We start from the raw sequence: 23140 nt of genomic DNA, 5'->3' as shown, positions 1-23140 counted from the left end.
ACGATGGCTCACGGCTTTCCCCTTCAACTGCTGCTCGACCGCGCGCAGGAAGACCTCGACACGGCCGCGAAGCAGCTCGGCACCGCGCAGCGCGACCGCACCGCGGCTACCGAGCAGCTCGACGCGCTGCTGCGCTATCGCGACGAATACCACGCGCGTTTCTCGCAATCCGCGCAGCACGGGATGCCGGCCGGCAACTGGCGCAATTTCCAGGCATTCATCGACACGCTCGACGCCGCGATCGCGCAGCAGCGCAACGTGCTCGCCGCGGCCGAAGTCCGCATCGACGAGGCACGCCCGAACTGGCAACAGAAGAAACGCACCGTCGGCTCATATGAAATCCTGCAGGCGCGCGGCGTCGCGCAGGAAGCACGGCTCGACGCCCGGCGCGAACAGCGCGACGCCGACGAACACGCCGCGAAGATCCTGCGCATGCGGGCCGATGCGGCCCGCTCGTCGTAACCGACCACCGCATTCGAACGAGAGAACCGCCATGCCTCCCCTGCCCCTGCTCGGCGTGCTGATCGACACCGCCGGCGCCGCACTCAAAGCCGCCCGCGGCGCGGGTTCGTCCGGCACCGCCGCCGGCAACGATGCCGCGACCGCCACGACCGCCGTGCCGTTCGCGCAGACGCTGAAGCAAAGCGTCGCCACGCGGCGCGACGCGGCGAATCCCGCCACGCCGGATGCGTCGACGACGCAGGCTTCATCGAAGCCGGCCGCCGGCACGAAGCCGTCCGGCACCGACGACGACCAGTCGACCGACGCCGCGAACGCCACCACCAACCCCGACGCCGGCGCACTCGCGGCCGCCGCGGCCGTGCAGGCACAACTGCAGGCGCGCACGGACAACGCGACGCCGGCCGATGCCGCTACCGCCGCCGCCGCTACCGTCACCACGGCCGCCGCTACCGCGCAAAAGACGGCCGTGTCCGGCCAGCCCGATGCGACGGCCACGCTGGCGGACCACGCGGCCGGGGATGCGGCCGCCCAGCCGGCCACGCCGGCGTCGACCCGCGACGCGCTGCAAGCGGCGCTCGCCAAGCTGACCGGCGGCTCGGGCGCAATCGCGACGCCCGCGAGCGGCACGACGGCTTCGACATCGGCACCGGCATCGTCTGCATCTTCTGCATCGACCGCCGCCGCACCGCTGACGCCGAAGGTGCCGACGTTCGACCGCACGCTCGCCGACGCGAAAGGGGCGCTCGCCACGCAGCAGACGCCGACGCAGGCCACCGCGCAGGCGCTGCAGGCCGACGCGAACGTGCAGTCCGGCGCGCAGCATGCGCTCGCCGCCGCCAGCGAAGCAACGGACCCGGCCGCCAGCGCGACGCTCGCGGCCGGTGCAACCGCTGCGGCCGCGGCGCAGGCGAACCTGCAGTTGTCGCCCGCCGCGAGCGCGATCGCCGCCGCCAACACGCACGTGCTCGCGCCGCACGTCGGCACCGCCGACTGGACGGACGCGCTGAGCCAGAAGGTCGTGTTCCTGTCGAACGCGCACCAGCAGAGCGCCGAGCTGACGCTCAACCCGCCCGATCTCGGGCCGCTGCAGGTCGTGCTGCGCGTTGCGGACAACCACGCGCACGCGCTGTTCGTGTCGCAGCACGCGCAGGTGCGCGACGCGGTCGAAGCCGCGCTGCCGAAGCTGCGTGAAGCGATGGAAGCGGGCGGGCTCGGGCTCGGCAGCGCGACCGTCAGCGACGGCGGCTTCGCGTCGCAGCAGCAGAACCCGCAACAGACCTTCGCCGGCGGCCAGTCGCCGCGGCGCGGGCACGGCGGATCGTCAGCCGTCGATGCACCCACCGACGCTGCGCAATCCGCACCGGCCGCCGCGAGCGTGAGCCGCGCCGGCCTCGTCGATACGTTTGCATAGGGCCTGTTCCCGCTAATAACGGGCTTGCGAGCGTGCGTTGCCGGTCGTCCCCCAGGGGACTTCCTTCGGGTGTATGCAAGAGGTGAGGAGCACCGTTTGGCCGTACCAAACGCACCGACGGAAGTCCCCTTGCCACCGCGCGGCCCGGTGCACGCTCAGCGGCCGTGCACCGCGGCAGCCGCCTCGCCGCGCGACACACCGCCCTTGCGCGCGGCGACGATGAAGTCCGCCGCGCGTTCGCCGATCATCACCGACGGCGCATTCGTGTTCCCGCCGACCAGCGTCGGCATCACCGACGCATCCACCACGCGCAGCCCTTCGACGCCGCGCACGCGCAGTTGCGGATCGACGACCGCGCGCGCATCGGAGCCCATCCGGCACGTGCCGACCGGGTGATAGATCGTGTCGGCATGCGCGACGATCGTCGCGCGCAGCTCGGCTTCGCTCTGGTCCGCCCGCGTGTAAAGCTCGCGCCCGCCCTGCGACGCGAGCGGCGCCTGCGACAGGATGCGGCGCATCGCCTGCGCGCCGCGCACGAGCAGGTCGAGATCGCGCGGATCGCTGAAGAAACGCGGATCGATCAGCGGCGCGTCGCGCGCATCGCCGCTCGCGAGCGCCACCGTGCCGCGGCTGAACGGCCGCAGCGCGCACACGTGCAGCGAATAGCCGAAGCCCCAGTGCATCTTGCGGTTGTGGTCGTCGACGAGCGCCGTGCAGAAATGCAGCTGCAGGTCGGGACGCTCGAGCGACGGATCGCTCTTGATGAAGCCGCCGGCCTCCGCGACATTGCTCGTCATCATCCCCGTGCGGCTCGAGAAATAGCGCGCGAGCGCCGGCGTCATCTTCGCGATCCCGCGCAGGCACACGCCGACCAGTTCAGACGAATTCACGCGTGTGTTGATGATGAAGTCGATGTGGTCGATCAGGTTCGTGCCGACGTCCGGCGCATCCTGCACGACCGCGATCCCGTGCCGGCGCAATTGCTCGGCCGGGCCGATCCCCGAGCACATCAGCAGTTGCGGCGAATTGAACGCACCGGCCGACAGGATCACTTCCGCGCGCGCGCCGAGCGTCTCGACGCGGCCGTTGCGCGATATCGCGACGCCGACCGCGCGCTTGCCGTCGAAGCCGACGCGCAGCACCGTCGCATCGGTGATCACGTGCAGGTTCGGCCGGTTGCGACCATAGATGTACGCACGCGCGACGCTGCAGCGCGAGCCGTCGCGATGCGTGACCTGATAAAAGCCGACGCCTTCCTGCGTCGCGCCGTTGAAGTCGTCGTTCAGCGGATAGCCGGCCGCGTGCGCGGCCTGGATGAATCGTTCGGAGAACGGATTGCGAAAGCGCAGATCCGACACCGACAGCGGGCCGTCCGCGCCGTGCCACGCATCGGCGCCGCGCTCGTTGCCTTCCGCGCGGCGGAAATACGGCAGCACGTCCTGCCAGCCCCAGCCCGTTGCGCCGAGCTGCGCCCACTCGTCGTAGTCGCCCGGGTGGCCGCGCGTATAGATCATCGCGTTGATCGCGCTCGAGCCGCCCATCCCGCGCCCGCGCGGCTGGTAGCCGCGCCGCCCGCCGAGGCCCGGCTGCGGCACCGTCTCGTAGCCGTAGTTCGTGCCAAGCTTGAACGGCACCAGCGCCGCGATGCCGACCGGCATGTTGACGAGCAGGTTGCGCTCCGTATGCGAGCCGGCCTCGATCAGCGCGATCGTCGCATCGGGGCAGGCATCGGCGAGACGGCCTGCCAGGCTCGAACCGCCCGAACCGCCGCCGACGATGATGTAGTCGTATTGCATGTCACGTCTCCGTCGTGTCATGGAAGGCGCCCGGCATCGCCGCGCGACCGTGTCCCCTCTTACAGGGTCTGTTTGCATATGGAACGCACATGCGAATGCCCGAAATCGCTCGTAGGGCAAGAAGTGAGGAGCGCCGTTTGGCCGAGCCAAACAAGCGACGAGCGACGCCGCCATACGGGCGATTTCGGGCATTCCCGTGACATGAACTCTTTAATTTGGGGTTGCCCCGAGAAGGGTCGCTCGCCACGTTGCGCTCCTTGCGAATACGTCAGTATTCGCGGCGTCGCGCGCCTCGCGAGCGGCCCTTCTCGGGGCAACGCATGTGCGTTCCATATGCAAACAGACCCTGGTGTTCGGGCATTGTAGGAATCGCCGTCGCACACGCGGCGCGCGGATTCAAGAGCGATTCCTCTAAACGCCCGCGTGAACTAAATTTAAGATGTATCGATTCGCTTCGCGCGACACGCCGGCCACGAGAAGCCGATCCGTCGCGAAACGGGAGAGACGACGATGCAGCGCCAGGTTCTGCAGGCCGTGTGTCGACCGGGTTGTCCGGATGCACCGCACGCGGCCCGCATTTCATTTCAAACGGCTGCCGGCGCGCAGAAGTACAGCGTCGTGCGCGCAGCCGATCGAAATCGAACGGCACGCGTGGTCGCCGACCGTTTGGACGGCTGTCTGCCGCAGCGGCGCGATGCGCTGCAACCCGTATTGGCGTGCGCGTTGCGCTGCCCCGCTTCGCTGCACCGGCAAGCGCTCGCGCTGCGGCGTCGCATGCCCGGCAGCAGTCGTATCGCGCGGCACGCGAACACGCCGCGGCGCGGTTTTCGGATGCGGATACCGTCGCGCGGATGCGACGCCCGCCGCGCGCTGCAACCGATTTTCGAGCATGCGTCGCGTCAGGCCCCGCGCCGCGCGACGCGCACCACCCCGATCCGCGTCGCCGCGCTCGCCGAGCGCTCGCGTGCGGCGTGACGGCTGGCCGACAAGCCAGGCTCAACTGGAGGAGACAACATGAAGAACGACCTGCCCGAACTGGCCCCGCAAGCACTGTCGCCGGCCGATGCGCTGACGTCGCTGCTGCGCGACCAGCGCGCGGCCTACCTGCGCGCACCGTACCCGGCATGGGAGACGCGCGTGCAGCACCTGCGCGCGCTGCGCACGATGCTGATCGACAACGCGGACGCGCTCGCCGAAGCGATCAGCGCCGATTTCGGCCATCGCGCGAAGCAGGAAGTGCTGCTGTCGGAAATCTGGATGGCGAAGGAAGAGATCGACGACGCGCTCAAGCACGGCAAGCGCTGGATGAAGCCGATCCGCAAGCCGATGAACAAGTGGCTGCGCCCGGCGCGCGCGAAGGTGATTCCGCAGCCGCTCGGCGTGGTCGGCATCGTCGTGCCGTGGAACTACCCGGTGCTGCTCTCGGCCGGCCCGCTGATCTGCGCGCTCGCGGCCGGCAACCGCGCGATCGTCAAGATGTCCGAACTGACGCCGCGCACGTCGGCGCTGTTCGAGCAACTGATCGCGAAGACCTTCACGCGCGACCACGTCGCGATCGTGAACGGCGATGCGGAGGTCGGCGCCGCGTTCAGCGGGCTGCCGTTCGATCATCTGCTGTTCACCGGCTCGACGCAGGTCGGCCGCCACGTCATGCGCGCGGCCGCCGACAATCTCACGCCCGTCACGCTCGAACTCGGCGGCAAGTCGCCGGCGATCGTCGGACCGAATGCGCGCTTCGACGCGGCCGTCGACGCGATCGTCGCGGGCAAGACGCTGAACGCGGGCCAGACCTGCATCGCACCCGACTACGTATTGCTGCCGCGCGGCATGGAAGCCGCGTTCATCGAGCGCGCGCGAGCACGATTCGCGAAGATGTATCCCGACCTGTCGACCAACGGCGACTACACGACGATCGTGTCGCCGCGCCATTACGCGCGGCTGCAGCAACTCGCGAGCGATGCGCAGGCGGCCGGCGCGCAACTGCACCCGCTGTCCGACGCGCAGTCCGACCCCGCGTCGCGCCGCTTCGTGCCGTGCGCGGTCACGCAGGTGCCGGCCGCGTCACAACTGATGCAGGAGGAAATCTTCGGGCCGCTGCTGCCGCTCGTGCCGTACGAGCGGCTCGACGAGGCGATTGCATACGTGAATGCGCGCCCGCGTCCGCTCGCGCTCTACCTGTTCGACGAGGACGGCGGCACGATCGACCGCGTGATGCACGAAACGATCTCGGGTGGCGTGTCGGTCAACGAAACGCTGATGCACATTGCGTGCGGCAGCCTGCCGTTCGGCGGCGTCGGTGCGAGCGGCATGGGTGCGTACCACGGCTACGACGGCTTCGTGACGTTCTCGAAGATGAAGCCCGTGCTCACGCAGCCGCGCCTGAACGCGCGCAACCTGCTCGCGCCGCCGTACGGCAAGCGCTTCGCCGCGCTGATCAAGCTGATGCTGAAGTTCTGAACCGGACGGGCCGCGCGCATCGCGCCGCGGCCCGCGCAAGCCTGCCGCGCGGCACCTGTGCCGCGCGCGCCGTCACACGGGCCAGAGCGGCCCTTCCTGCATCGCGCCGATCTGCTCGCGCAGTTCGAGCACGCGCGCTTCCCAGTAACGATGCGTGTTGAACCACGGAAACGCGGCCGGGAACGCGGGATCGTCCCAGCGCCGTGCGAGCCATGCCGCGTAGTGGATCAGCCGCAGCGTGCGCAGCGCTTCGACGAGATGCAGCTCGCGCGGCTCGAATTCGCAGAAATCCTCGTAGCCGGCCAGCAGGTCCGCCAGCGCGCGCGACGCGCCTTCGCGATCACCCGGCAGCAGCAGCCACAGATCCTGGATCGCGGGCGCCATCCGGCTGTCGTCGAAATCGACGAAATGCGGGCCGCCATCGGTCCACAGCACGTTGCTCGGATGACAGTCGCCGTGCGTGCGCAGCAGGCGGATCTCGCCCGCACGTTCGAACGCGGCCTCGACACCTTCGAGCGCGAGCGTGACCGCCGTCTCGTACGCGGGTCGTACGTCATCCGGAATGAAATCGTGCGCGAGCAGGTAGTCGCGCGGCTCGTAGCCGAACGTATCGATATCGAGCACGGGACGCGCGACATACGGCTGCGTCGCGCCGACCGCATGAATCCGGCCGATGAAGCGGCCGAGCCATTCGAGCGTGTCGCTGCGATCGAGATCGGGTGCGCGGCCGCCGCGCCGCTCGAAGATCGAGAAACGGAAGCCGTCGAACGCGTGCAGCGTGCGGCCGTCGAACGTGCGCGCAGGCACCGCCGGAATCTCGCGCTCGGCGAGTTCGGCGACGAACGCGTGCTCTTCGAGGATCGCATCGTCCGACCAGCGCGCCGGGCGGTAGAACTTCGCGACGACCGGCGGGCCGTCTTCGATGCCGACCTGGTAGACGCGGTTTTCGTAGCTGTTGAGGGCGAGCAGGCGCCCGTCGGTGCGCAGGCCGGCCGGCATCAGCACGCTGTCGAGCGCGTCGAGCACGCACTCGGGCGTGAGGCCGGCGAACGGCGGGCCGGCGGGAGAAGCGGGAGCGGAAGTGGCGTCTGTCATGCCCCGCATTGTGCCGCCAGCCGGGCCGAAAGACGAGCGTCCGGTGCGGTGTTCGCTTAGTGGAGCGCCGCGCCGGCCGGCAGCACGGATTCGCCGGTGTCGATCAGATCCTCGAGAAAGAACGGCTCGGTGTTGAGTTCTTTCGACTCACCCGGCACGCCCGCGTACCAGGTCACCATGGCCATGTCGCCCAGGACGCGCTGGACGATGCCGCGCGCGCCCTTCGGCACCGCGATATGGGTAGTGCAGACAATCGACCCGACATGCATGATGGTTCCCCACTCTTGAATCTTGAAACCCGGCCCGCTGGCGAGCCGGCAAATGCGCGATCCGCGCCGCTCTCGACGGAGCGTTGCGCGTAATCCCATTGTTCACGGTTTATCGAAGCGCGAAAAGAAGAAGAAGCAGGCGAAGTGCCGCGAATTCGTCAAATGTCTCCAATCAACCACTGCGCCGCGCGTGCGCTTGCACGGGCGGACACCCCCATCATACCCTGTCGAATGTGACTGCCCGCCGAATCCGCCCGGCGCCGCGGCGCACCCGCGATCGACGCAATGCGCACATCGTTTGCCGCGTGCCGGGCCGCCAGGAGATTTCGCGTGACCGAGCCTGCGGCGCCACGCCGCTTGCCTCGCACGCTACAGCCTCCTTCCCCCGTCTCGAACACGGCTCGCGCAGCCACCGCACACAAGCGTCGCCCGGCATCACCTCAACGCGTCTTTCGCCATGCGGGACCGCCGAACAGTTGTTGCGCCGGATGCCGGCCTTGCAGTACCTTTGACGTTCATTCGCGTTCAACCGCATTCCGACACGATGCATCCGCTCTCGTCCGCCCTCGCAAAATCCCGGCCGCAGTTCGACTCGCGGCCGCAGGCGTGCGCGCATCCGTCGGTCCTCCCGCCTCCTGTCGCACCGCCGCTCGTCGGCGCCGCGCCGCCCCCTCCGGCGGCACGCGCCGGCTGACCAGCCGGCTTCCGTTTCGTCTTTCATTCGCCCGTCAGCTTCCGTTCGTGCGTCGTGACGCACGACTCCCTGCTGCACGCGCGGATGGAACGTTCCGATCCGTTCGACAGGTGGATTCACATGGTTTCGTTCAAACGCGCGCTTGCCGCGCATGGAGCGACGTCGCTCTTCGTGCTGCTGTGGAGCAGCGGCGCGATCTTCGCCGAACTCGGTCTGCGTCACGCATCCGCGTTCGTCTTTCTCACCGCGCGTTTCGCGCTCGCGTCGCTCGTGCTGCTCGCACTGGTCTTCATGCGCAAACGCTGGCTGCCGCCGCGCGGCGAGCGGCGCATGGCCGCGCTGACCGGCTTGCTGATGATGGGCGGCTATTCGATCTTCTATCTGCTCGCGCTCGAGCGCGGGATCGCGCCGGGTGTGCTCGCAACGATCCTCGGCGTGCAGCCAATCCTCACGCTGGCGATCATCGAGCGGCGCTGGCAGCCCATGCGCGTCGCGGGGCTCGCGCTGTCGCTGGCCGGCCTCACGCTCGTCGTATGCCGCGGCGTGGGCGATGCCGGCCTGCCGCTCGCGGGCATCGCGTGCGCGCTCACGGCACTCGTCGCGCTGACCGTCGGCTCGCTGCTGCAAAAGCGCGTACGCGCGGCGCCCGCCGACGTGCTGCCGCTGCAGAATGCGATCGGCCTCGCGCTGTGCGTGGCGATCGTGCCGTTCCGGCCGATTTCGTTCGACATGAGCTGGGCGTTCGTCGTGCCGCTCCTGTGGCTCGGCATCGTGATTTCGGTGATCGCGCAACTGCTGTTCTACCGGTTGATGCAGCGCGGCGATCTCGTCAACGTGACGAGCCTGTTCTATCTCGTGCCCGTCGTCACCACGCTGATGGATGCCGTGTGGCTCGGCAACCGGCCCGAACCGCTCGCGCTCGCCGGCATGGGCGCGATCATCGCGGGGCTCGCGCTCGTGTTCCGCGCGCCGGCCGCACGCACGCAACCCGACCGCACGTAAGCGGACAGGCCGCCGCGCCCGCAAGTGCGGCGGCCTGCATCGGACACATACGACAATTCCGCGCAAATCGAAAGGAACGGGAAAGATGCGTGCAAGGCGTTCGTCGAACTTGCGGGAAAAATGTGCGACTCGCGAGGCTTTCCGCTGATTTTTAATGGTTCGGATAGCGAAAACATCATCGGGTTGCCTATACTCGAATTGACCGTCCCGCTCGCAATCGGGTCGGACCAATACTAGAAACACCCGGCATGGGGCCGAAGTAAGTGCTGAAGCGCTGACTCCGGCCGACACTGGAGACACGCATGACCACCTATTTCACGATCGGCGACTTCATCCTGTTGATCCCGATGGCGCTGGCCGGAGCGCTATTTCTCGGCGCGGTGCCGTGCGCAACCGAATTCCGCCACAACCTGCTGCGCGTGCTGGGCGTCATCCTCGGCGTCGGCGTCGCGGTATTGCTGGTCGAAGGTCTGCCTGCGCTGCTCTAGCCTCCCCCCGTGCCTGACGCGCATCGCTGCGCCGCAACGATGCGACGTGCTGCCTGCAAGCCGGTGATACCGGCATGCGATGTTTCGCATGCCGTATCGACTGCCGGTCAGATCGCCTGATCGGTGGACGGCTTTTCCCACAGATTGATGCCGCCTTCCGTCGCGTAACGATCGATCTCCGCGAGTTCCTCCGCCGAGAATTCGAGGTTCTTCAACGCGCCGACGTTTTCACGCACCTGCTCGGCACGGCTCGCGCCGATCAGCGCGGACGTCACGCGGCCATTGCGCAGCACCCATGCAAGCGCCATCTGCGCGAGGCTCTGGCCGCGCCGCTCGGCGATCGCGTTGAGCTTGCGCACATGCTCGAGGTTGTCCGCGCTCAGGTGATCCTGCTTCAGCGAGCCGCCGCCCGGCTTGTTCACGCGCGCATCGGCCGGCACGCCGTTCAGGTACTTCGACGTGAGCAGCCCCTGCGCAAGCGGCGTGAACGCGATGCTGCCCGCGCCGACGTCGTCGAGCGTGCCGAGCAGGTCGCTCTCGATCCAGCGGTTCAGCATGTTGTACGAAGGCTGGTGGATCAGCAGCGGCACCTTGTACTGCGCGAGCAACTCGGCCATCTCGCGCGTCTTCGCCGCCGAATACGACGAAATGCCGATGTAGAGCGCCTTGCCCTGCTGCACGGCCGACGCGAGCGCGCCCGCCGTTTCCTCGAGCGGCGTGTGCGCGTCGAAGCGGTGCGAATAGAAGATGTCGACGTAGTCGAGCCCCATCCGCTGCAGGCTCTGGTCGAGACTCGCGAGCACGTACTTGCGAGACCCGCCGCCGCTGCCGTACGGCCCCGGCCACATGTCCCAGCCGGCCTTCGTCGAGATCAGCAGCTCGTCGCGATACGGCAGGAAATCCTCCTTCAGCAGCCGGCCGAAGTTGGTTTCGGCGCTGCCGTACGGCGGCCCGTAGTTGTTCGCGAGATCGAAGTGGTTGATGCCGAGGTCGAACGCGGTGCGCAGGATCTCGCGCTGCGTCGAGATCGGCGTCGAGTCGCCGAAGTTGTGCCACAGGCCGAGCGACAGGGCAGGCAGTTTGAGCCCGGATTTGCCGCAGGTGCGGTATTGCATGTCCGCATAACGTTCGGAAGCTGCTTCGTAGGCCATGAGTATTTCCCGTCAGGACGTCGGAGGGAGGGGCGCGCGCCGGCCGCGCACAGGGCGCGACGGCGGCGAAGAAAAACGCACGACGGCTATGGTAACGAAGGCGGCCGATGCGCGCACGGCGATGGACGCAACCGCGGTCGTCGCCTACACTGCGGCGTCTCGAATCACCGTTTCAGCGAGGTTGGTATGTCCCGCGTCATCTCGGTTGCGCTGCTCGTCGGCGGCGTCGTGCTGCTGTATTTCGGCGGCCAGTCGTTCCATTCGATCAACGACAACATGTCGCGCCTCTTCACCGGCTCGCCCGCCACGAAGACGATCCTGCTGATCGTGGGCGGCGCCGTCGCTTCGTTCGTCGGCCTGATCGGCCTCGCGATGCCGGGCGGCAAGCGCTGATCGCGCAGCCGCGCGAACGGCCCGCGTCACCCTGATCGGGCCGCGCAAAACGAAACGGGCGGCCAGGCCGCCCGTTGCTTCATTCGCCCGCGATGCGCCGCATCGCGTGATCGTCGCGGCCTCGCCGCGCCGACCGATCCGCACCTAGAACTGCACTTCCGGCTTCGCCGCCGAGCGCGTGCCGGGCACCGGCCGGTTGCTCGCGCCGTGATACGTGTACACGAGCGAGAACTTCACCTGGTCGGAACGGTTCTGCCCGGCCGAATGCAGCGTGTTGCTGTGGAAGAACACGACGTCGCCCGCCTGGAGCGACGGGCACGTGGCCGCGTCGATCATCTTCCGGTTCTCCGGCAGGTCGCTGCGGAAGAACTTCGCATCGTCGAACGCTTCAGGCCCGAATTCGGCCGTATGCGAACCCGGCACGAGCCACAACGCGCCGTTCTCGTTCGTTTCCGGCCCCAGCGCGAGCCATACCGACACCATGTCCGAACGCTCGAACGCCCAGTAGCGGAAGTCGCGATGCCAGCCCGTCAGGCTGCCGTACGCGGGGTGCTTGGTCATCATGCAGTTGTGATGTGCGCGCGACAGCACGGGCTCTTCGCCGAAATACTCGCGCATCCACGCGCCGATTTCGGGTGCGACCGCGCGCTCGGCGAATGCCGGATCGCGCGAGTACGCATCGAGCAGCCGCCGCACCGTATGCCCGCCCGGCGCATGCTTCGACTCGGGTGCGCCCGGGTAGCGCAGGTCCGCCTCGAATTCGATCGGCTCGGCAGCCTCCTGCAACTGCCGCTCTGCGATCCGTTTAAGCGCCGCGCACTGCTGCTCGCCGACGAGGCCACGCGCGACGACGAACCCGCGTTCGCGCAATTCCGCGACTTGCGCGCGGATCGATTCCGACTGCAATGGAGACGACATGGGATGCCAGACGTTTATTGTGTGAATGTGACGATTGTAAATCGGCGCCGGATGCCGCGAACAGCGCCATTGTCGTACGCAGGGGCATGCCAATCGCCGATTTGATCTGGCGCAAGGGAACTGTGCGGCGCGGCGTTGGCCTCACCGACAGGCGGTATGCGGCACACGCCTTGCGGCACAAGGGTTTATCGCGACTTTTGCCGGTCATGAATCCCCTGTAGCCTGACGCGGCCTGTCAATTCTGGCGGGCGCGGCGCGCAGCGGCTTTCGATATGATCCGTTGCGCAATCCGAGGCCGTTCATACCAGTGCGCTCTTCAAGGGCGCCATCCATACAAGCGAAGCATCGTTCACATGCCATTCCGTCTGACTTCCCGTCTCAGCCGCGCTGCGAAGCGCGTCGCGCCGTCCGCTCCTGCCCGCCCGCTGCGCCATCACCGCGCACGCACGCAGGCGCTGGCCGAGCGCGCGCCCGCGCACAGCCGGCTCGACGGCATCCGTGCGTGGTTCCACGCGTTTTTCTCGATGATGAGTGCGCAGACGTTCGCACGCCGTGCCGGCCTGCGCTCGCTGCTGCAAAAGCCGTCGTCGCTGCGCGCGCTCGCGCTGCGCCGCGCGCTCGGCCCGCAGCGGCGCGTCAACCGGCCGCGCCGCCTCGCGGCCAGCAACGGCTGGTTCGGGTTCGGTGCGCGCTGAAGCAGCGCCGGCGGGCACTGCCCGCCATGATCGCCGCCGTTGTGCCGGCGATCGGAATCCATAAAAAAACCCCCGGCATTGCCGGGGTTTTTTGTTTCGGGCGAACGACGCTTACGCGACGCGTGCCGTCGGCTCCACGCCGGCCGCTTCGGCCAGTGCGAGCGCCTTGTCGGTCGCTTCCCACGAGAATTCCGGCTCTTCGCGGCCGAAGTGGCCGTAAGCAGCGGTCTTCTCGTAGATCGGGCGCAGCAGGTCGAGCATCTTGATGATGCCCTTCGGACGCAGGTCGAAGTGCTCGCGCACGAGCTTCGTGATCACCGCATCCGACACGCGGCCCGTGCCGAACGTGTTGACCATCACCGAGGTCGGCTCGGCAACGCCGATCGCGTACGACACCTGGATCAGCGCGCGCGACGCGAGGCCGGCGGCGACGATGTTCTTCGCGACGTAGCGGCCTGCATACGCAGCCGAACGGTCGACCTTCGACGGATCCTTGCCCGAGAACGCGCCGCCGCCGTGCGGTGCGGCACCGCCGTACGTATCGACGATGATCTTGCGGCCCGTCAGGCCGCAGTCGCCCTGCGGGCCGCCGATCACGAACCGGCCGGTCGGGTTCACGAGGAACTTGATGTCGCCCTTGATCAGGTCGGCCGGCAGCGTCGGCTTGATGATTTCCTCGATCACGGCTTCGCGCAGCGCGGGCAGCTCGATGTCCGGTGCGTGCTGCGTCGACAGCACGACGGTGTCGATCGAATCGGGCTTGCCGTCGACGTAGCGGACCGTCACCTGCGACTTCGCGTCCGGACGCAGCCACTGCAGGCGGCCGTCGCGGCGCAGGCTGGCCTGGCGCTCGACGAGACGGTGCGACAGGTAGATCGGCAGCGGCATCAGTTCCGGCGTTTCGTCGCACGCATAACCGAACATCAGGCCTTGGTCGCCCGCGCCCTGGTCGAGGTTGTCGTCGTGTGCACGATCGACGCCCTGGGCGATGTCCGGCGACTGCTTGTCGTACGCGACGAGCACCGCGCAACCCTTGTAGTCGATGCCGTAGTCGGTGTTGTCGTAGCCGATGCGCTTGATCGTGTCGCGCGCGATCTGGATGTAATCGATGTTGGCCGTGGTGGTGATTTCACCGGCCAGCACGACGAGACCCGTGTTGCACAGCGTTTCCGCCGCAACGCGCGAATATTTGTCCTGCTCGAGGATGGCGTCGAGAATCGCGTCCGAGATTTGGTCCGCGACTTTGTCCGGATGGCCTTCGGAGACGGATTCGGACGTGAAGAGATAATCGTTTGCCACTTTTTCAGGCTCCTGTGTGGTTACGGTTGGTTTCACGTAGCCAGCTTCGTTGGGCCTGAAGCGGCGACGCTTTAGCGGATTACCAGGACCGGGCAGCGCGCTTCGCGCCAGCCGGCTTCGCCCCGCAAGTTGTCAGTTAACTCGGCGAAGCCCGTATTATAGCGGCTTTCCTGAATTGTCACAGAGCGCTGCCCGTGCTGTTTCTTCCACTGTCTTACCACCCTGCTCGCAACGCGCCGGCCATCCGGCCCCACGGAGGTGCCGCATGCTAGGCCGCCTCGGCACGCATCTCGCCATCGGCTTCCTGAAGCTGCTCGCCCTGTTGCCGTACGGCCTGACCGCGCGGCTCGGCGACGGTCTCGGCTGGCTGCTGTACCAGATCCCCAGCCGGCGAAAACGCATCGTACACACCAACCTGAAACTCTGCTTCCCGGACTGGAGCGACGAACGGCGCGAGGAAGTGGCCGGCCTGCATTTCCGCCATGCGATCCGCAGCTACGTCGAGCGCAGCGTGCAATGGTTCGGCTCCGCGAAGAAGCTCGAGAAGCTGATCCAGGTCGACAGCGCGGTCGACCTCACCGATCCCGACCTGCCGCCGACGCTGTTCCTCGGCCTGCACTTCGTCGGCATCGAAGCCGGTTCGATCTGGCTCAACCGGTCGCTGCAGCGCCGCTGCGGATCGCTTTACCAGCCGTTCTCGAACGCGGTGCTCGAGGAAGAAGCGAAGAAGGCGCGCGGGCGCTTCGACGCCGAGATGGTCGGCCGCGCGGACAGCGCGCGCGTCGTGCTGCGCTGGCTGCGCGACCGCAAGCCCGTGATGCTCGGCGCCGACATGGACTACGGGCTGCGCAACTCGACGTTCGTTCCGTTCTTCGGCGTGCCGGCCTGCACGCTGACGGCCGTCGGCCGGCTCGCGAAGACGGGCCGCGCGCAGGTCGTGCCGTTCATCGGCGAGGTGCTGCCGAACTACAAGGGCTACCGGCTGAAGGTATTCAAGCCGTGGGATCGGTACCCGACCGGCGACGACGATCTCGACGCGCGGCGGATGAACGAATTCCTCGAGGAACAGATCCCGCTGATGCCCGAGCAGTACTACTGGGTCCACAAGCGCTTCAAGACGCGCCCGCCCGGCGAGCCGGGCCTGTACTGACCCTGCCGGGCGAAACCCGCGGGCGCGCCGTCATGCGCGCGCCTGCGCTCTCGCCACCTTCGGCGCGCCTTTCGCGCGCGCCTGCCAGAGATCGAACGCAGCCTGCTGTGCGAGCCATAGATCCGCACGGCCGCCGCTGTCCTCGCCCAGCCACGCTTCGAGACGCAGCGCCATTTCCGGCGAGATGCCGGCATGGCCGTGCAGGATCCGCGACAGCGCCGCGCGCGTCACGCCGAGTTGCGCAGCGGCCTCGGTGACGGTCAGGCCGAGCGCCGGCAGCACGTCATCGCGCAGCGCTTCGCCCGGATGGGGCGGATTGAAGATGCGTGTCATGGCTTAAATCACCTCAGTGGTAATCCTGGTAATTGACCAGGACGACATCGGAGCCGTCGAACCTGAACGTCAGGCGCCAGTTACCGCTCACGCTCACCGCGTAGTAACCGTCCAGCCCGCCGGCAAGGCCATGGAAGCGCCAGCCCGGCACGTTCATGTCGAACGGCCGGCTCGCCACGTCGAGACGGGCAAGCTGGCGCCGCAGTCTTGGAGCATGGTCCGGCAGGATGCCCGCCTTGCTCCCGTTCATGAAAAACGCTTCCAGCCCCTTGTGCTGCCATGACTTGATCATGGACCTCCCACACTCAAGTCGCGATGTCGACAGCATGGCCTACAGACGTATAGCCACACTATACGAATCGCTTGATCACCTTGTCAATTTGACCCGTACGAAAACGCTCATCCGGGTCGTCCCGTGCTTTCACCGTGCATCGGGCACGCATCGCCAAGCCTCGCCTGCGCTGCGACAACGCCCGCCACACCGCGTCAATTTGTCCCCTCGCCACTGATGCGACCAGTCGACCGATCGACAGATACCGCCCGTCCCGTCTCCACTGGCGACGCGAAACGCCCGCCCGCGCGGGACGCCCCTGTCGGCTGCATGTATCATTTACGGCTGAGATCAGCACGACGAACGAGGCCGCCCGGCATGGCCGCGGGCCGTTCGCGTCGTGCTGGCCGCCTTGTTCGCCATGGAATCCCGGACCCAGTGAAACTCTCGTTCACCAAGATGCACGGCGCGGGCAACGACTTCGTCGTGCTCGACGGCTATTCGCGCGCGTTGCCGCCGCTCACCGAAGCGCAGGTGCGCGCGCTCGCCAACCGGCACTTCGGCATCGGCGCCGATCAGTTGCTGCTCGTCGAAAAACCGACCGTCGAAGGCGCGGATTTCAAGTACCGGATCTTCAACTGCGACGGCGGCGAGGTCGAACACTGCGGCAACGGCGCGCGCTGCTTCGTGAAATTCGTCAGCGACCGCGGCCTGACCGACCAGCGCAGCGTGCGCGTGCAGGTCATGAAGGGCCTGATCACGCTGACGCTGCAGGACAACGGCGAAGTCGTCGTCGACATGGGTGCGCCCGTGTTCGCGCCGGCACAGGTGCCGTTCGATGCGTCGGGCCTCGACGGCCGCACCGAAGGCCGCGACACGCTGTGGCCGCTCGACGTCGGCGGCGCGACGCGCTGGATCTCGACGGTGTCGATGGGCAATCCGCATGCGGTGCAGGTCGTCGACGATGCCGAAGCGTATCCCGTGCTGGAAGAAGGCCCGCTGATCGAGCGCCACGCGCGCTTCCCGCAGCGCGTGAACGCCGGCTTCATGCAGATCGTGTCGCGCAATGAAGTGAAGCTGCGCGTGTACGAACGCGGCGCGGGCGAGACGCTCGCGTGCGGCACGGGTGCGTGCGCGGCGGTCGCGGCCGGCATCCGGCGCGGCCTGCTCGATTCGCCGGTGACCGTGCACACGCACGGCGGCACGCTGACGATCGGCTGGGACGGCGCGCGCGACGAAACCGCCGCGCTGATGATGGCCGGGCCCGCCACGACCGTGTTCGAAGGCGAGATCGACCTGAACGCCTGACCCTGCAACGTCCTTGATAATTGAACGCTCCAGCCACATGAACGATCGCGAAGTCGCCGACTACCTGCTCGCCAATCCCGAATTCTTCGCGCAGCACGCCGAACTGCTCGCGACGATCCGTCTCGCGAACCCGCACGGCAAGGCCGCGATCTCGCTGCAGGAGCGGCAGATGGAGATGCTGCGCGACAAGAACAAGCATCTCGAGCGCCGCCTAGCCGAGCTCGTGCGGTACGGCCACGAGAACGACAGCCTGTCCGCGAAGTTCAGCCGCTGGACCGCGCGCGTGATCGCGGAACGCGATCCGTACGCGCTGCCGCGCACGATCGCCGACGGCATCGCCGACGTGTTCGACGTGCCGCAAACCGCACTGCGCGTATGGGACGTCGCCGACACCTACGCGCAGGCCGACTTCGCGCGCCAGGTCGGCGAGGAAGTGCGCCTGTTCACGAACGGCCTGTCGACGCCGTACTGCGGCGCGAACACGGGCTTCGAGGCCGCGCAGTGGCTCGCGCCCGCGGTAGCCGCCTCGGCCGCGAATGCGGCGGAAGGCGCCGAAGCCGCGCCGGCCGGCGACGGCTCGGCCGCATCGGTCGCGCTGCTCGCGCTGCGCGCGCCGCTCGCCGGCACCGACGCGCCCGCGTTCGGCCTGCTGGTGCTCGGCTCGCCCGACCCGCGCCGCTTCCACGACGGGATGGCCACCGACTTCCTCGCGCAGATCGCGACGCTCGCGAGCGCGGCGCTCACGCGCCTGCTGCCGCACTGACCGCGCACGCGATGACAGACGATCCGGTCGCCGCCTACCTGTCGAACCTGAAGCACATCAGGCAGCTGTCGGAACATACGCTGCGCGCGTACACGCACGAACTCGACGAACTGAAGAAGCTCGCGGCCGGCCGCCCGCTCGACACGCTGACGGCCGTCGACATGCGCGGCGCGGTCGCGCGCGCGCACGCGGGCGGGCTGTCCGCGCGGTCGATCTCGCACCGCCTGTCGGCATGGCGCGCGTTCTACCGCTGGCTCGCGCAGCGCATCGAGATGCCCGCGAACCCGGTTGCCGCGGTGCGCGCGCCGAAGCGGCCGAAAACGCTGCCGAAGGCGCTGTCGGTCGACGACGCGTCGGCACTGATGGACGCGCCGCTCTCCGGCACGACCGAGAGCATCCGCGATCACGCGATCCTCGAGCTGTTCTATTCGTCGGGGCTGCGCCTGGCCGAGCTGATCGGGCTCGACGTCATGTACACGCAGGCTGACGGCTACCGCTCGGCCGGCTGGCTCGATCTCGCCGAAGCCGAAGTCACCGTGCGCGGCAAGGGCAACAAGGAGCGCAAGGTGCCGGTCGGCCGCAAGGCGATCGATGCGCTGAATGCGTGGCTCGCGGTGCGCGGCGAATTCGTGAAGCACGACCCGCATCCGCTGTTCGTGTCCGTGCGCGGCAACCGGATGTCGCCCGGGGTCGTGCGCGAGCGCGTGAAGCGCGCGGCGCTCGCCGCGGGCATTCCCGCCAACGTCCACCCTCACGTGCTGCGCCACTCGTTCGCGACCCACGTGCTGCAGTCGAGCGGCGACCTGCGCGCGGTGCAGGAACTGCTCGGCCACGCGAGCGTCGCCGCGACGCAGGTCTATACGTCGCTCGACTTCCAGCATCTCGCGAAGATTTACGACAGCGCGCATCCGCGCGCGAAGAAGCGCGACTGACGCGCGTCCCGTGTTACCCGCCGCGCGCGGCGACCGGCAACGGTCGGCGTCGGGCGCGGCCCATTTCGATCCCATCATGCAAACCGTCACACTCAAGCCGTCCAAGGAAAAATCGCTGCTGCGCCGCCATCCGTGGATCTACGCCAATGCGATCGACCGCGTCGACGGCAAGCCCGCGCCCGGCGCAACCGTGATCGTGCGCTCGCACGACGGCCGCTTCCTCGCGCGCGGTGCGTACAGCCCTCAGTCGCAGATCCGCGTGCGCGTGTGGAGCTTCGACGAGAACGAGCCGATCGACCACGCGTTCTTCAAGCGCCGCGTGCAGCGCGCGGTCGCGCACCGCACGACGATGGTGTCCGGCACGGGCGCGGTGCGGCTCGTGTTCGGCGAGGCCGACGGGCTGCCGGGGCTGATCGTCGACTACTACGTCGCGGACACCGCGGAAGCCGGCGCGGCGCCGCGCGGCCAGCTCGTCTGCCAGTTCATGGCCGCGGGCGTCGAAGCGTGGAAGGATGCGATCGTCGCGGCGCTCACCGGCGCGACGGGCTGCCCGAACGTGTACGAGCGCTCGGACGTGTCGATCCGCGACAAGGAAGGGCTCGAACAGACGACCGGCGTGCTGGCCGGCGATGCGCCGCCCGCGACGCTGATCGCGAACGAAAACGGCGTGCGCTATCACGTCGACGTGCCGAACGGCCACAAGACGGGCTTCTACGTCGACCAGCGCGACAACCGCGCGCTCGTCGCGCAGTACGCGGCCGACCGCGACGTGCTGAACTGCTTCTGCTACACGGGCGGCTTCTCGCTCGCGGCACTCAAGGGCGGCGCGAAACGCGTCGTGTCGATCGACTCGTCGGGCGATGCGCTCGCGCTCGCGCAGCAGAACGTCGTCGCCAACGGCTTCGATGCCGAACGCGCGACCTGGCTCGACGCGGATGCATTCAAGACGCTGCGCCGCCTCGTCGACGAAGGCGAGCGTTTCGACCTGATCGTACTCGATCCGCCGAAGTTCGCGCCGACCCGAGACAGCGTCGATCGCGCGGCGCGCGCGTACAAGGACATCAACCTGAGCGGCTTCAAGCTGCTGCGCCCGGGCGGCCTGCTGTTCACGTACTCGTGCTCGGGCGCGATCGACATGGACCTGTTCCAGAAGATCGTCGCGGGCGCGGCAGCCGACGCGAAGGTCGACGCGCGCATCCTGAAGCGGCTCGGCGCGGGCGTCGATCACCCGCTGCTCGCCGCGTTCCCGGAAGGCGAATATCTGAAGGGCCTGCTGTTGCAAATCGTCTGATCGCCCCGATCTTGGCGGACACCCTGGTCCGCCGGCCCCGCCTGGCGGGCCAGCGCTTTCGCCTGTCGTCCGGACGACGGGCGGGGGCTTGACAGGTATGTTTCAATGGATGGTTGTGCGCCCCGGCTCGCAGCGCGAGGGCGCGACGCACATCCTGGTTTTGACCCCGATTCACGAACCACAGGCGACCGACATGGCCACTCCCGTCACCATCCTTACCGGCTTTCTCGGCAGCGGCAAGACGACGCTGCTCAAGCGCATCCTGAACGAACAGCACGGCATGAAGATCGCCGTGATCGAGAACGAGTTCGGCGAAGAGAACATCGACAACGAAATCCTCGTGCAGGATTCGAACGAGCAGATCATCCAGATGAGCAACGGCTGCATCTGCTGCACGATCCGCGGCGACCTCGCACGCGCGCTCGGCGATCTGGCCGCGAAGAAGCGCGAAGGCAAGCTCGACTTCGACCGCATCGTGATCGAGACGACCGGCCTCGCGAACCCGGGCCCCGTCGCGCAAACCTTCTTCATCGACAGCGAAATCGCCGACGATTTCCTGCTCGACGCGGTCATCACGCTCGTCGACGCGAAACACGCGGACGCGCAACTCGACGAACACGAAGTCGTGCAGCGCCAGGTCGGTTTCGCCGACCGCCTGTTCATCACGAAGTCGGACCTCGTCGACGACCAGACCGTCGCCGATCTCAAGCACCGCCTGATGCACATGAACCCGAGGGCCGCGATCAAGGTCGTGAATTTCGGCGAAGCCGACATCAAGGAAATCTTCGACCTGCGCGGTTTCAACCTGAACGCGAAGCTCGAGATCGACCCCGACTTCCTCGCCGAGGACGATCACGCGCACCATCACCACGATCACGACCATGATCATGATCACGCCGATTGCGACCACGATCACGGCCAATGCGCGCACGATCACGGCCACCACCATCACCACCACGCGCACCATGACGACAAGATCAAGTCGTTCGTGTACCGCAACGACCGCCCGTTCGATCCGAACAAGCTGGAAGACTTCCTCGGCGGCATCCTGCAGATCTACGGCGAGCGGATGCTGCGCTACAAGGGCGTGCTGTTCATGAAGGGCGTCGACCGCAAGGTCGTGTTCCAGGGCGTACACCAGATGATGGGCAGCGACCTCGCCGCCAAGTGGCTGCCGGCCGAAAAGAAGACCAACAAGATGGTCTTCATCGGCGTCGACCTGCCGCAGGACCTGATCACCGACGGCCTCGACGCCTGCCTCGCCTGACGCGCGCGGGCGCCGCATTTGCGGCCCTTTTTGGCCCTTTGCGCCCCGCCCGCGCCGCCGCTTTCGCGGCGGCCCCGGCGGCGGCGTGCGGGCAGGGTTTCGCCGTCATCGCTTTTTCGCGATTTGCGCGTTATATTTTCTAGATATTGGCGCAGCCGACGGGGATCGACCCGATACGGCGCCCGCTTGCGATTCAGTTACAATACGTGCCCGCTGGAGTACGGCAACAAACAGGCCCGGTTCTTGCTGAACCAGTTTTCCGGGCATCGCAACCGCGCCGGATCGCCAATCCGCCACCCGGCCGCGGCCGATGCGATCTGCCGCGCAGCACACCGGTTCGCCGCGCGCGCAAATCCGCGCCAGGCCTATCCTGGTATTTGAGAACCGGTTTTCCAGAGGCTTTCGGCCCCGCGGCGGCAAATCGCAAATGATTGCAAGCGCGGTTGCGGGTAATCCCAAAGTGCAGGCAATATCTCTTGATTTGCCGCACATTGAAGAAGCAAGCAGATGACGAAGAAACTCTTGACCGAAGCCGAAATCCTGAAGATGAGCGACAAGGATTACATGAATGAGGATCAGCTCGCCTTCTTCAAAAATCGGCTCGAACAGTTGCAGGCGGACATCCTCAAGAATGCAGGCCAGACGACCGAGAACCTGCGCGAGACGGTGATCGTCCCCGATCCCGCCGATCGCGCGACGATCGAGGAAGAGCACGCGCTCGAGCTGCGCACGCGCGATCGCGAACGCAAGCTCCTCAAGAAGGTTCAGCAGTCGCTCGCCCGCATCGATTCCGGCGATTACGGCTGGTGCGAGGAAACCGGCGAGCCGATCGGCATTCCGCGCCTGCTCGCGCGTCCGACGGCCACGCTGTCGCTCGAGGCGCAGGAGCGCCGCGAGTTGCGCCAGAAGCTGTTCGGCGACTGATCGAGCGGCGTTCCGCTCCGACACGCTGCTTCCCGAAAGCGCGCGGCCTGCCGCGCGCTTTTTGTTTTTCCGGCACCGGTTCCCCACCGGCCGATTTGCCCCCCGCCTCTTGATATCCCCGCGCCCGCCCTAAAATGAAACGGACGCGCGCCGGGCCGCTCCCCGGCGCACTGCGATTCACGCGGCGGCGCCTCGCGCCGCCCGACTCTTCCCCGTTTTTCTCAAGGAACGCAGATGGAGCAATTTCACGGCACGACCATCGTTTCGGTCCGGCGCGGCGACAAGGTCGCGCTCGGCGGCGACGGCCAGGTAACCCTCGGCAACATCGTCATGAAGGGTGGCGCGCGGAAAGTGCGGCGGATCTACAACAACCAGGTTCTGGTCGGATTCGCGGGCGGCACCGCCGATGCGTTCTCGCTGCTCGACCGCTTCGAGGCGAAGCTCGAGAAGCACCAGGGCAACCTGACCCGTGCGGCCGTCGAGCTCGCGAAGGACTGGCGCACCGACCGGATGCTGCGCCGCCTCGAGGCGATGCTGATCACGGCCGATGCGACCACCACGCTCGTGATCACCGGCAACGGCGACGTGCTCGACCCCGAAGGCGGCATCTGCGCGATCGGCTCGGGCGGCGCGTATGCGCAGGCCGCGGCCCGCGCGCTCGCCGAGAACACCGAGCTGTCGCCGCGCGAGATCGTCGAGAAGTCGCTCGGGATCGCCGGCGACATGTGCATCTACACGAACCACAACCGCATCATCGAAACGATCGAGTAA

The 23140-nt window shown here is 67.5% G+C and carries 24 protein-coding genes; 16 read left to right on the top strand and 8 right to left on the bottom strand.

Annotated elements, in window-relative coordinates; all coding sequences use genetic code 11:
- Positions 1 to 3 precede the first annotated feature (3 nt).
- Complete coding sequence (gene fliJ, locus KVT39_RS31870) at positions 4 to 462, top strand: flagellar export protein FliJ (RefSeq protein ID WP_034179310.1); 459 nt, start codon at positions 4 to 6, stop codon at positions 460 to 462.
- Positions 463 to 493: 31 nt separating this feature from the next.
- Positions 494 to 1873: a flagellar hook-length control protein FliK gene (locus KVT39_RS31865; RefSeq protein ID WP_175749033.1), complete on the top strand. Its 1380-nt coding sequence runs from the start codon at positions 494 to 496 to the stop codon at positions 1871 to 1873.
- A 155-nt stretch (positions 1874 to 2028) separates the two neighbouring features.
- Here the strand turns inward: KVT39_RS31865 and KVT39_RS31860 are convergent, their stop codons facing one another.
- On the bottom strand, positions 2029 to 3669 hold the full coding sequence (locus KVT39_RS31860; protein WP_217590953.1) for a GMC family oxidoreductase: 1641 nt from the start codon (positions 3667 to 3669) through the stop codon (positions 2029 to 2031).
- 510 nt (positions 3670 to 4179) lie between these two features.
- On the opposite strand from KVT39_RS31860, the gene KVT39_RS31855 reads away from it, so the two are divergent.
- A complete protein-coding gene (locus KVT39_RS31855; protein WP_217590952.1) occupies positions 4180 to 4644 on the top strand; it encodes a hypothetical protein in 465 nt (154 codons plus the stop codon).
- A 39-nt stretch (positions 4645 to 4683) separates the two neighbouring features.
- Positions 4684 to 6126: a coniferyl aldehyde dehydrogenase gene (locus KVT39_RS31850; protein ID WP_217590951.1), complete on the top strand. Its 1443-nt coding sequence runs from the start codon at positions 4684 to 4686 to the stop codon at positions 6124 to 6126.
- 72 nt (positions 6127 to 6198) lie between these two features.
- Here KVT39_RS31850 and KVT39_RS31845 read toward each other — a convergent pair whose 3' ends face one another.
- Both KVT39_RS31845 and KVT39_RS31840 read right to left on the bottom strand, forming a co-directional pair.
- Positions 6199 to 7221: a serine/threonine protein kinase gene (locus KVT39_RS31845; protein WP_081938356.1), complete on the bottom strand. Its 1023-nt coding sequence runs from the start codon at positions 7219 to 7221 to the stop codon at positions 6199 to 6201.
- A 56-nt stretch (positions 7222 to 7277) separates the two neighbouring features.
- Positions 7278 to 7490: a hypothetical protein gene (locus KVT39_RS31840; RefSeq protein WP_011353523.1), complete on the bottom strand. Its 213-nt coding sequence runs from the start codon at positions 7488 to 7490 to the stop codon at positions 7278 to 7280.
- 814 nt (positions 7491 to 8304) lie between these two features.
- Here KVT39_RS31840 and KVT39_RS31835 point away from each other — a divergent pair.
- Positions 8305 to 9186 (top strand): DMT family transporter, encoded by an 882-nt coding sequence (locus KVT39_RS31835; protein WP_217590950.1) that lies wholly within the window; start codon positions 8305 to 8307, stop codon positions 9184 to 9186.
- Between the two features lie 302 nt (positions 9187 to 9488).
- Positions 9489 to 9674, top strand: a complete 186-nt coding sequence (locus tag KVT39_RS31830; RefSeq protein ID WP_014895742.1) for a hypothetical protein — start codon at positions 9489 to 9491, stop codon at positions 9672 to 9674.
- A 107-nt stretch (positions 9675 to 9781) separates the two neighbouring features.
- On the opposite strand, the gene mgrA is transcribed toward KVT39_RS31830, so the two are convergent.
- Positions 9782 to 10825 carry an L-glyceraldehyde 3-phosphate reductase gene (mgrA, locus tag KVT39_RS31825; RefSeq protein WP_217590949.1) on the bottom strand — a complete coding sequence of 348 codons (1044 nt, stop codon included), beginning with the start codon at positions 10823 to 10825 and terminating at the stop codon, positions 9782 to 9784.
- A 186-nt stretch (positions 10826 to 11011) separates the two neighbouring features.
- On the opposite strand from mgrA, the gene KVT39_RS31820 reads away from it, so the two are divergent.
- Positions 11012 to 11218: a DUF3185 family protein gene (locus KVT39_RS31820; protein ID WP_034179318.1), complete on the top strand. Its 207-nt coding sequence runs from the start codon at positions 11012 to 11014 to the stop codon at positions 11216 to 11218.
- A 144-nt stretch (positions 11219 to 11362) separates the two neighbouring features.
- Here KVT39_RS31820 and KVT39_RS31815 read toward each other — a convergent pair whose 3' ends face one another.
- Positions 11363 to 12136: a phytanoyl-CoA dioxygenase family protein gene (locus KVT39_RS31815; protein ID WP_034179319.1), complete on the bottom strand. Its 774-nt coding sequence runs from the start codon at positions 12134 to 12136 to the stop codon at positions 11363 to 11365.
- A 353-nt stretch (positions 12137 to 12489) separates the two neighbouring features.
- On the opposite strand from KVT39_RS31815, the gene KVT39_RS31810 reads away from it, so the two are divergent.
- Positions 12490 to 12831, top strand: a complete 342-nt coding sequence (locus KVT39_RS31810; RefSeq protein WP_034179320.1) for a hypothetical protein — start codon at positions 12490 to 12492, stop codon at positions 12829 to 12831.
- A gap of 111 nt (positions 12832 to 12942) precedes the next feature.
- Here KVT39_RS31810 and metK read toward each other — a convergent pair whose 3' ends face one another.
- Positions 12943 to 14130: a methionine adenosyltransferase gene (gene metK, locus KVT39_RS31805; RefSeq protein WP_006482984.1), complete on the bottom strand. Its 1188-nt coding sequence runs from the start codon at positions 14128 to 14130 to the stop codon at positions 12943 to 12945.
- Between the two features lie 265 nt (positions 14131 to 14395).
- Between metK and lpxL the strand changes: the two genes are divergently transcribed.
- Positions 14396 to 15280: a lauroyl acyltransferase LpxL gene (gene lpxL, locus KVT39_RS31800; RefSeq protein ID WP_034179321.1), complete on the top strand. Its 885-nt coding sequence runs from the start codon at positions 14396 to 14398 to the stop codon at positions 15278 to 15280.
- Between the two features lie 30 nt (positions 15281 to 15310).
- Here the strand turns inward: lpxL and KVT39_RS31795 are convergent, their stop codons facing one another.
- Together KVT39_RS31795 and KVT39_RS31790 are read right to left on the bottom strand one after the other, a co-directional pair.
- Positions 15311 to 15613, bottom strand: a complete 303-nt coding sequence (locus KVT39_RS31795) for a HigA family addiction module antitoxin (RefSeq protein ID WP_105389518.1) — start codon at positions 15611 to 15613, stop codon at positions 15311 to 15313.
- A gap of 13 nt (positions 15614 to 15626) precedes the next feature.
- A complete protein-coding gene (locus KVT39_RS31790; RefSeq protein WP_034179323.1) occupies positions 15627 to 15905 on the bottom strand; it encodes a type II toxin-antitoxin system RelE/ParE family toxin in 279 nt (92 codons plus the stop codon).
- A gap of 417 nt (positions 15906 to 16322) precedes the next feature.
- Between KVT39_RS31790 and dapF the strand changes: the two genes are divergently transcribed.
- From dapF to hslV, 7 genes are all read left to right on the top strand, one after another.
- Positions 16323 to 17192 carry a diaminopimelate epimerase gene (gene dapF / locus KVT39_RS31785; RefSeq protein ID WP_105389517.1) on the top strand — a complete coding sequence of 290 codons (870 nt, stop codon included), beginning with the start codon at positions 16323 to 16325 and terminating at the stop codon, positions 17190 to 17192.
- A gap of 37 nt (positions 17193 to 17229) precedes the next feature.
- The gene (locus KVT39_RS31780; protein ID WP_072437587.1) at positions 17230 to 17955 is read left to right on the top strand and encodes a DUF484 family protein; all 726 of its coding nucleotides are present in this window, start codon (positions 17230 to 17232) and stop codon (positions 17953 to 17955) included.
- 11 nt (positions 17956 to 17966) lie between these two features.
- A complete protein-coding gene (gene xerC / locus KVT39_RS31775) occupies positions 17967 to 18887 on the top strand; it encodes a tyrosine recombinase XerC (RefSeq protein WP_034179326.1) in 921 nt (306 codons plus the stop codon).
- Positions 18888 to 18963: 76 nt separating this feature from the next.
- Complete coding sequence (locus KVT39_RS31770) at positions 18964 to 20178, top strand: class I SAM-dependent rRNA methyltransferase (RefSeq protein ID WP_034179327.1); 1215 nt, start codon at positions 18964 to 18966, stop codon at positions 20176 to 20178.
- Between the two features lie 193 nt (positions 20179 to 20371).
- On the top strand, positions 20372 to 21445 hold the full coding sequence (locus tag KVT39_RS31765; protein WP_217590948.1) for a GTP-binding protein: 1074 nt from the start codon (positions 20372 to 20374) through the stop codon (positions 21443 to 21445).
- Positions 21446 to 21952: 507 nt separating this feature from the next.
- Entirely contained in the window at positions 21953 to 22369 is a 417-nt protein-coding gene (gene dksA / locus KVT39_RS31760; RefSeq protein ID WP_006477498.1) for an RNA polymerase-binding protein DksA, read from the top strand.
- A 234-nt stretch (positions 22370 to 22603) separates the two neighbouring features.
- Positions 22604 to 23140: an ATP-dependent protease subunit HslV gene (hslV, locus tag KVT39_RS31755; RefSeq protein ID WP_006755256.1), complete on the top strand. Its 537-nt coding sequence runs from the start codon at positions 22604 to 22606 to the stop codon at positions 23138 to 23140.

Source organism: Burkholderia sp. GbtcB21, assembly GCF_019091065.1.
Taxonomy (GTDB): domain Bacteria; phylum Pseudomonadota; class Gammaproteobacteria; order Burkholderiales; family Burkholderiaceae; genus Burkholderia; species Burkholderia pyrrocinia_C.
Note: the sequence above shows the minus strand (reverse complement) of the source record. Positions and strands in the feature narration are given on the sequence as shown.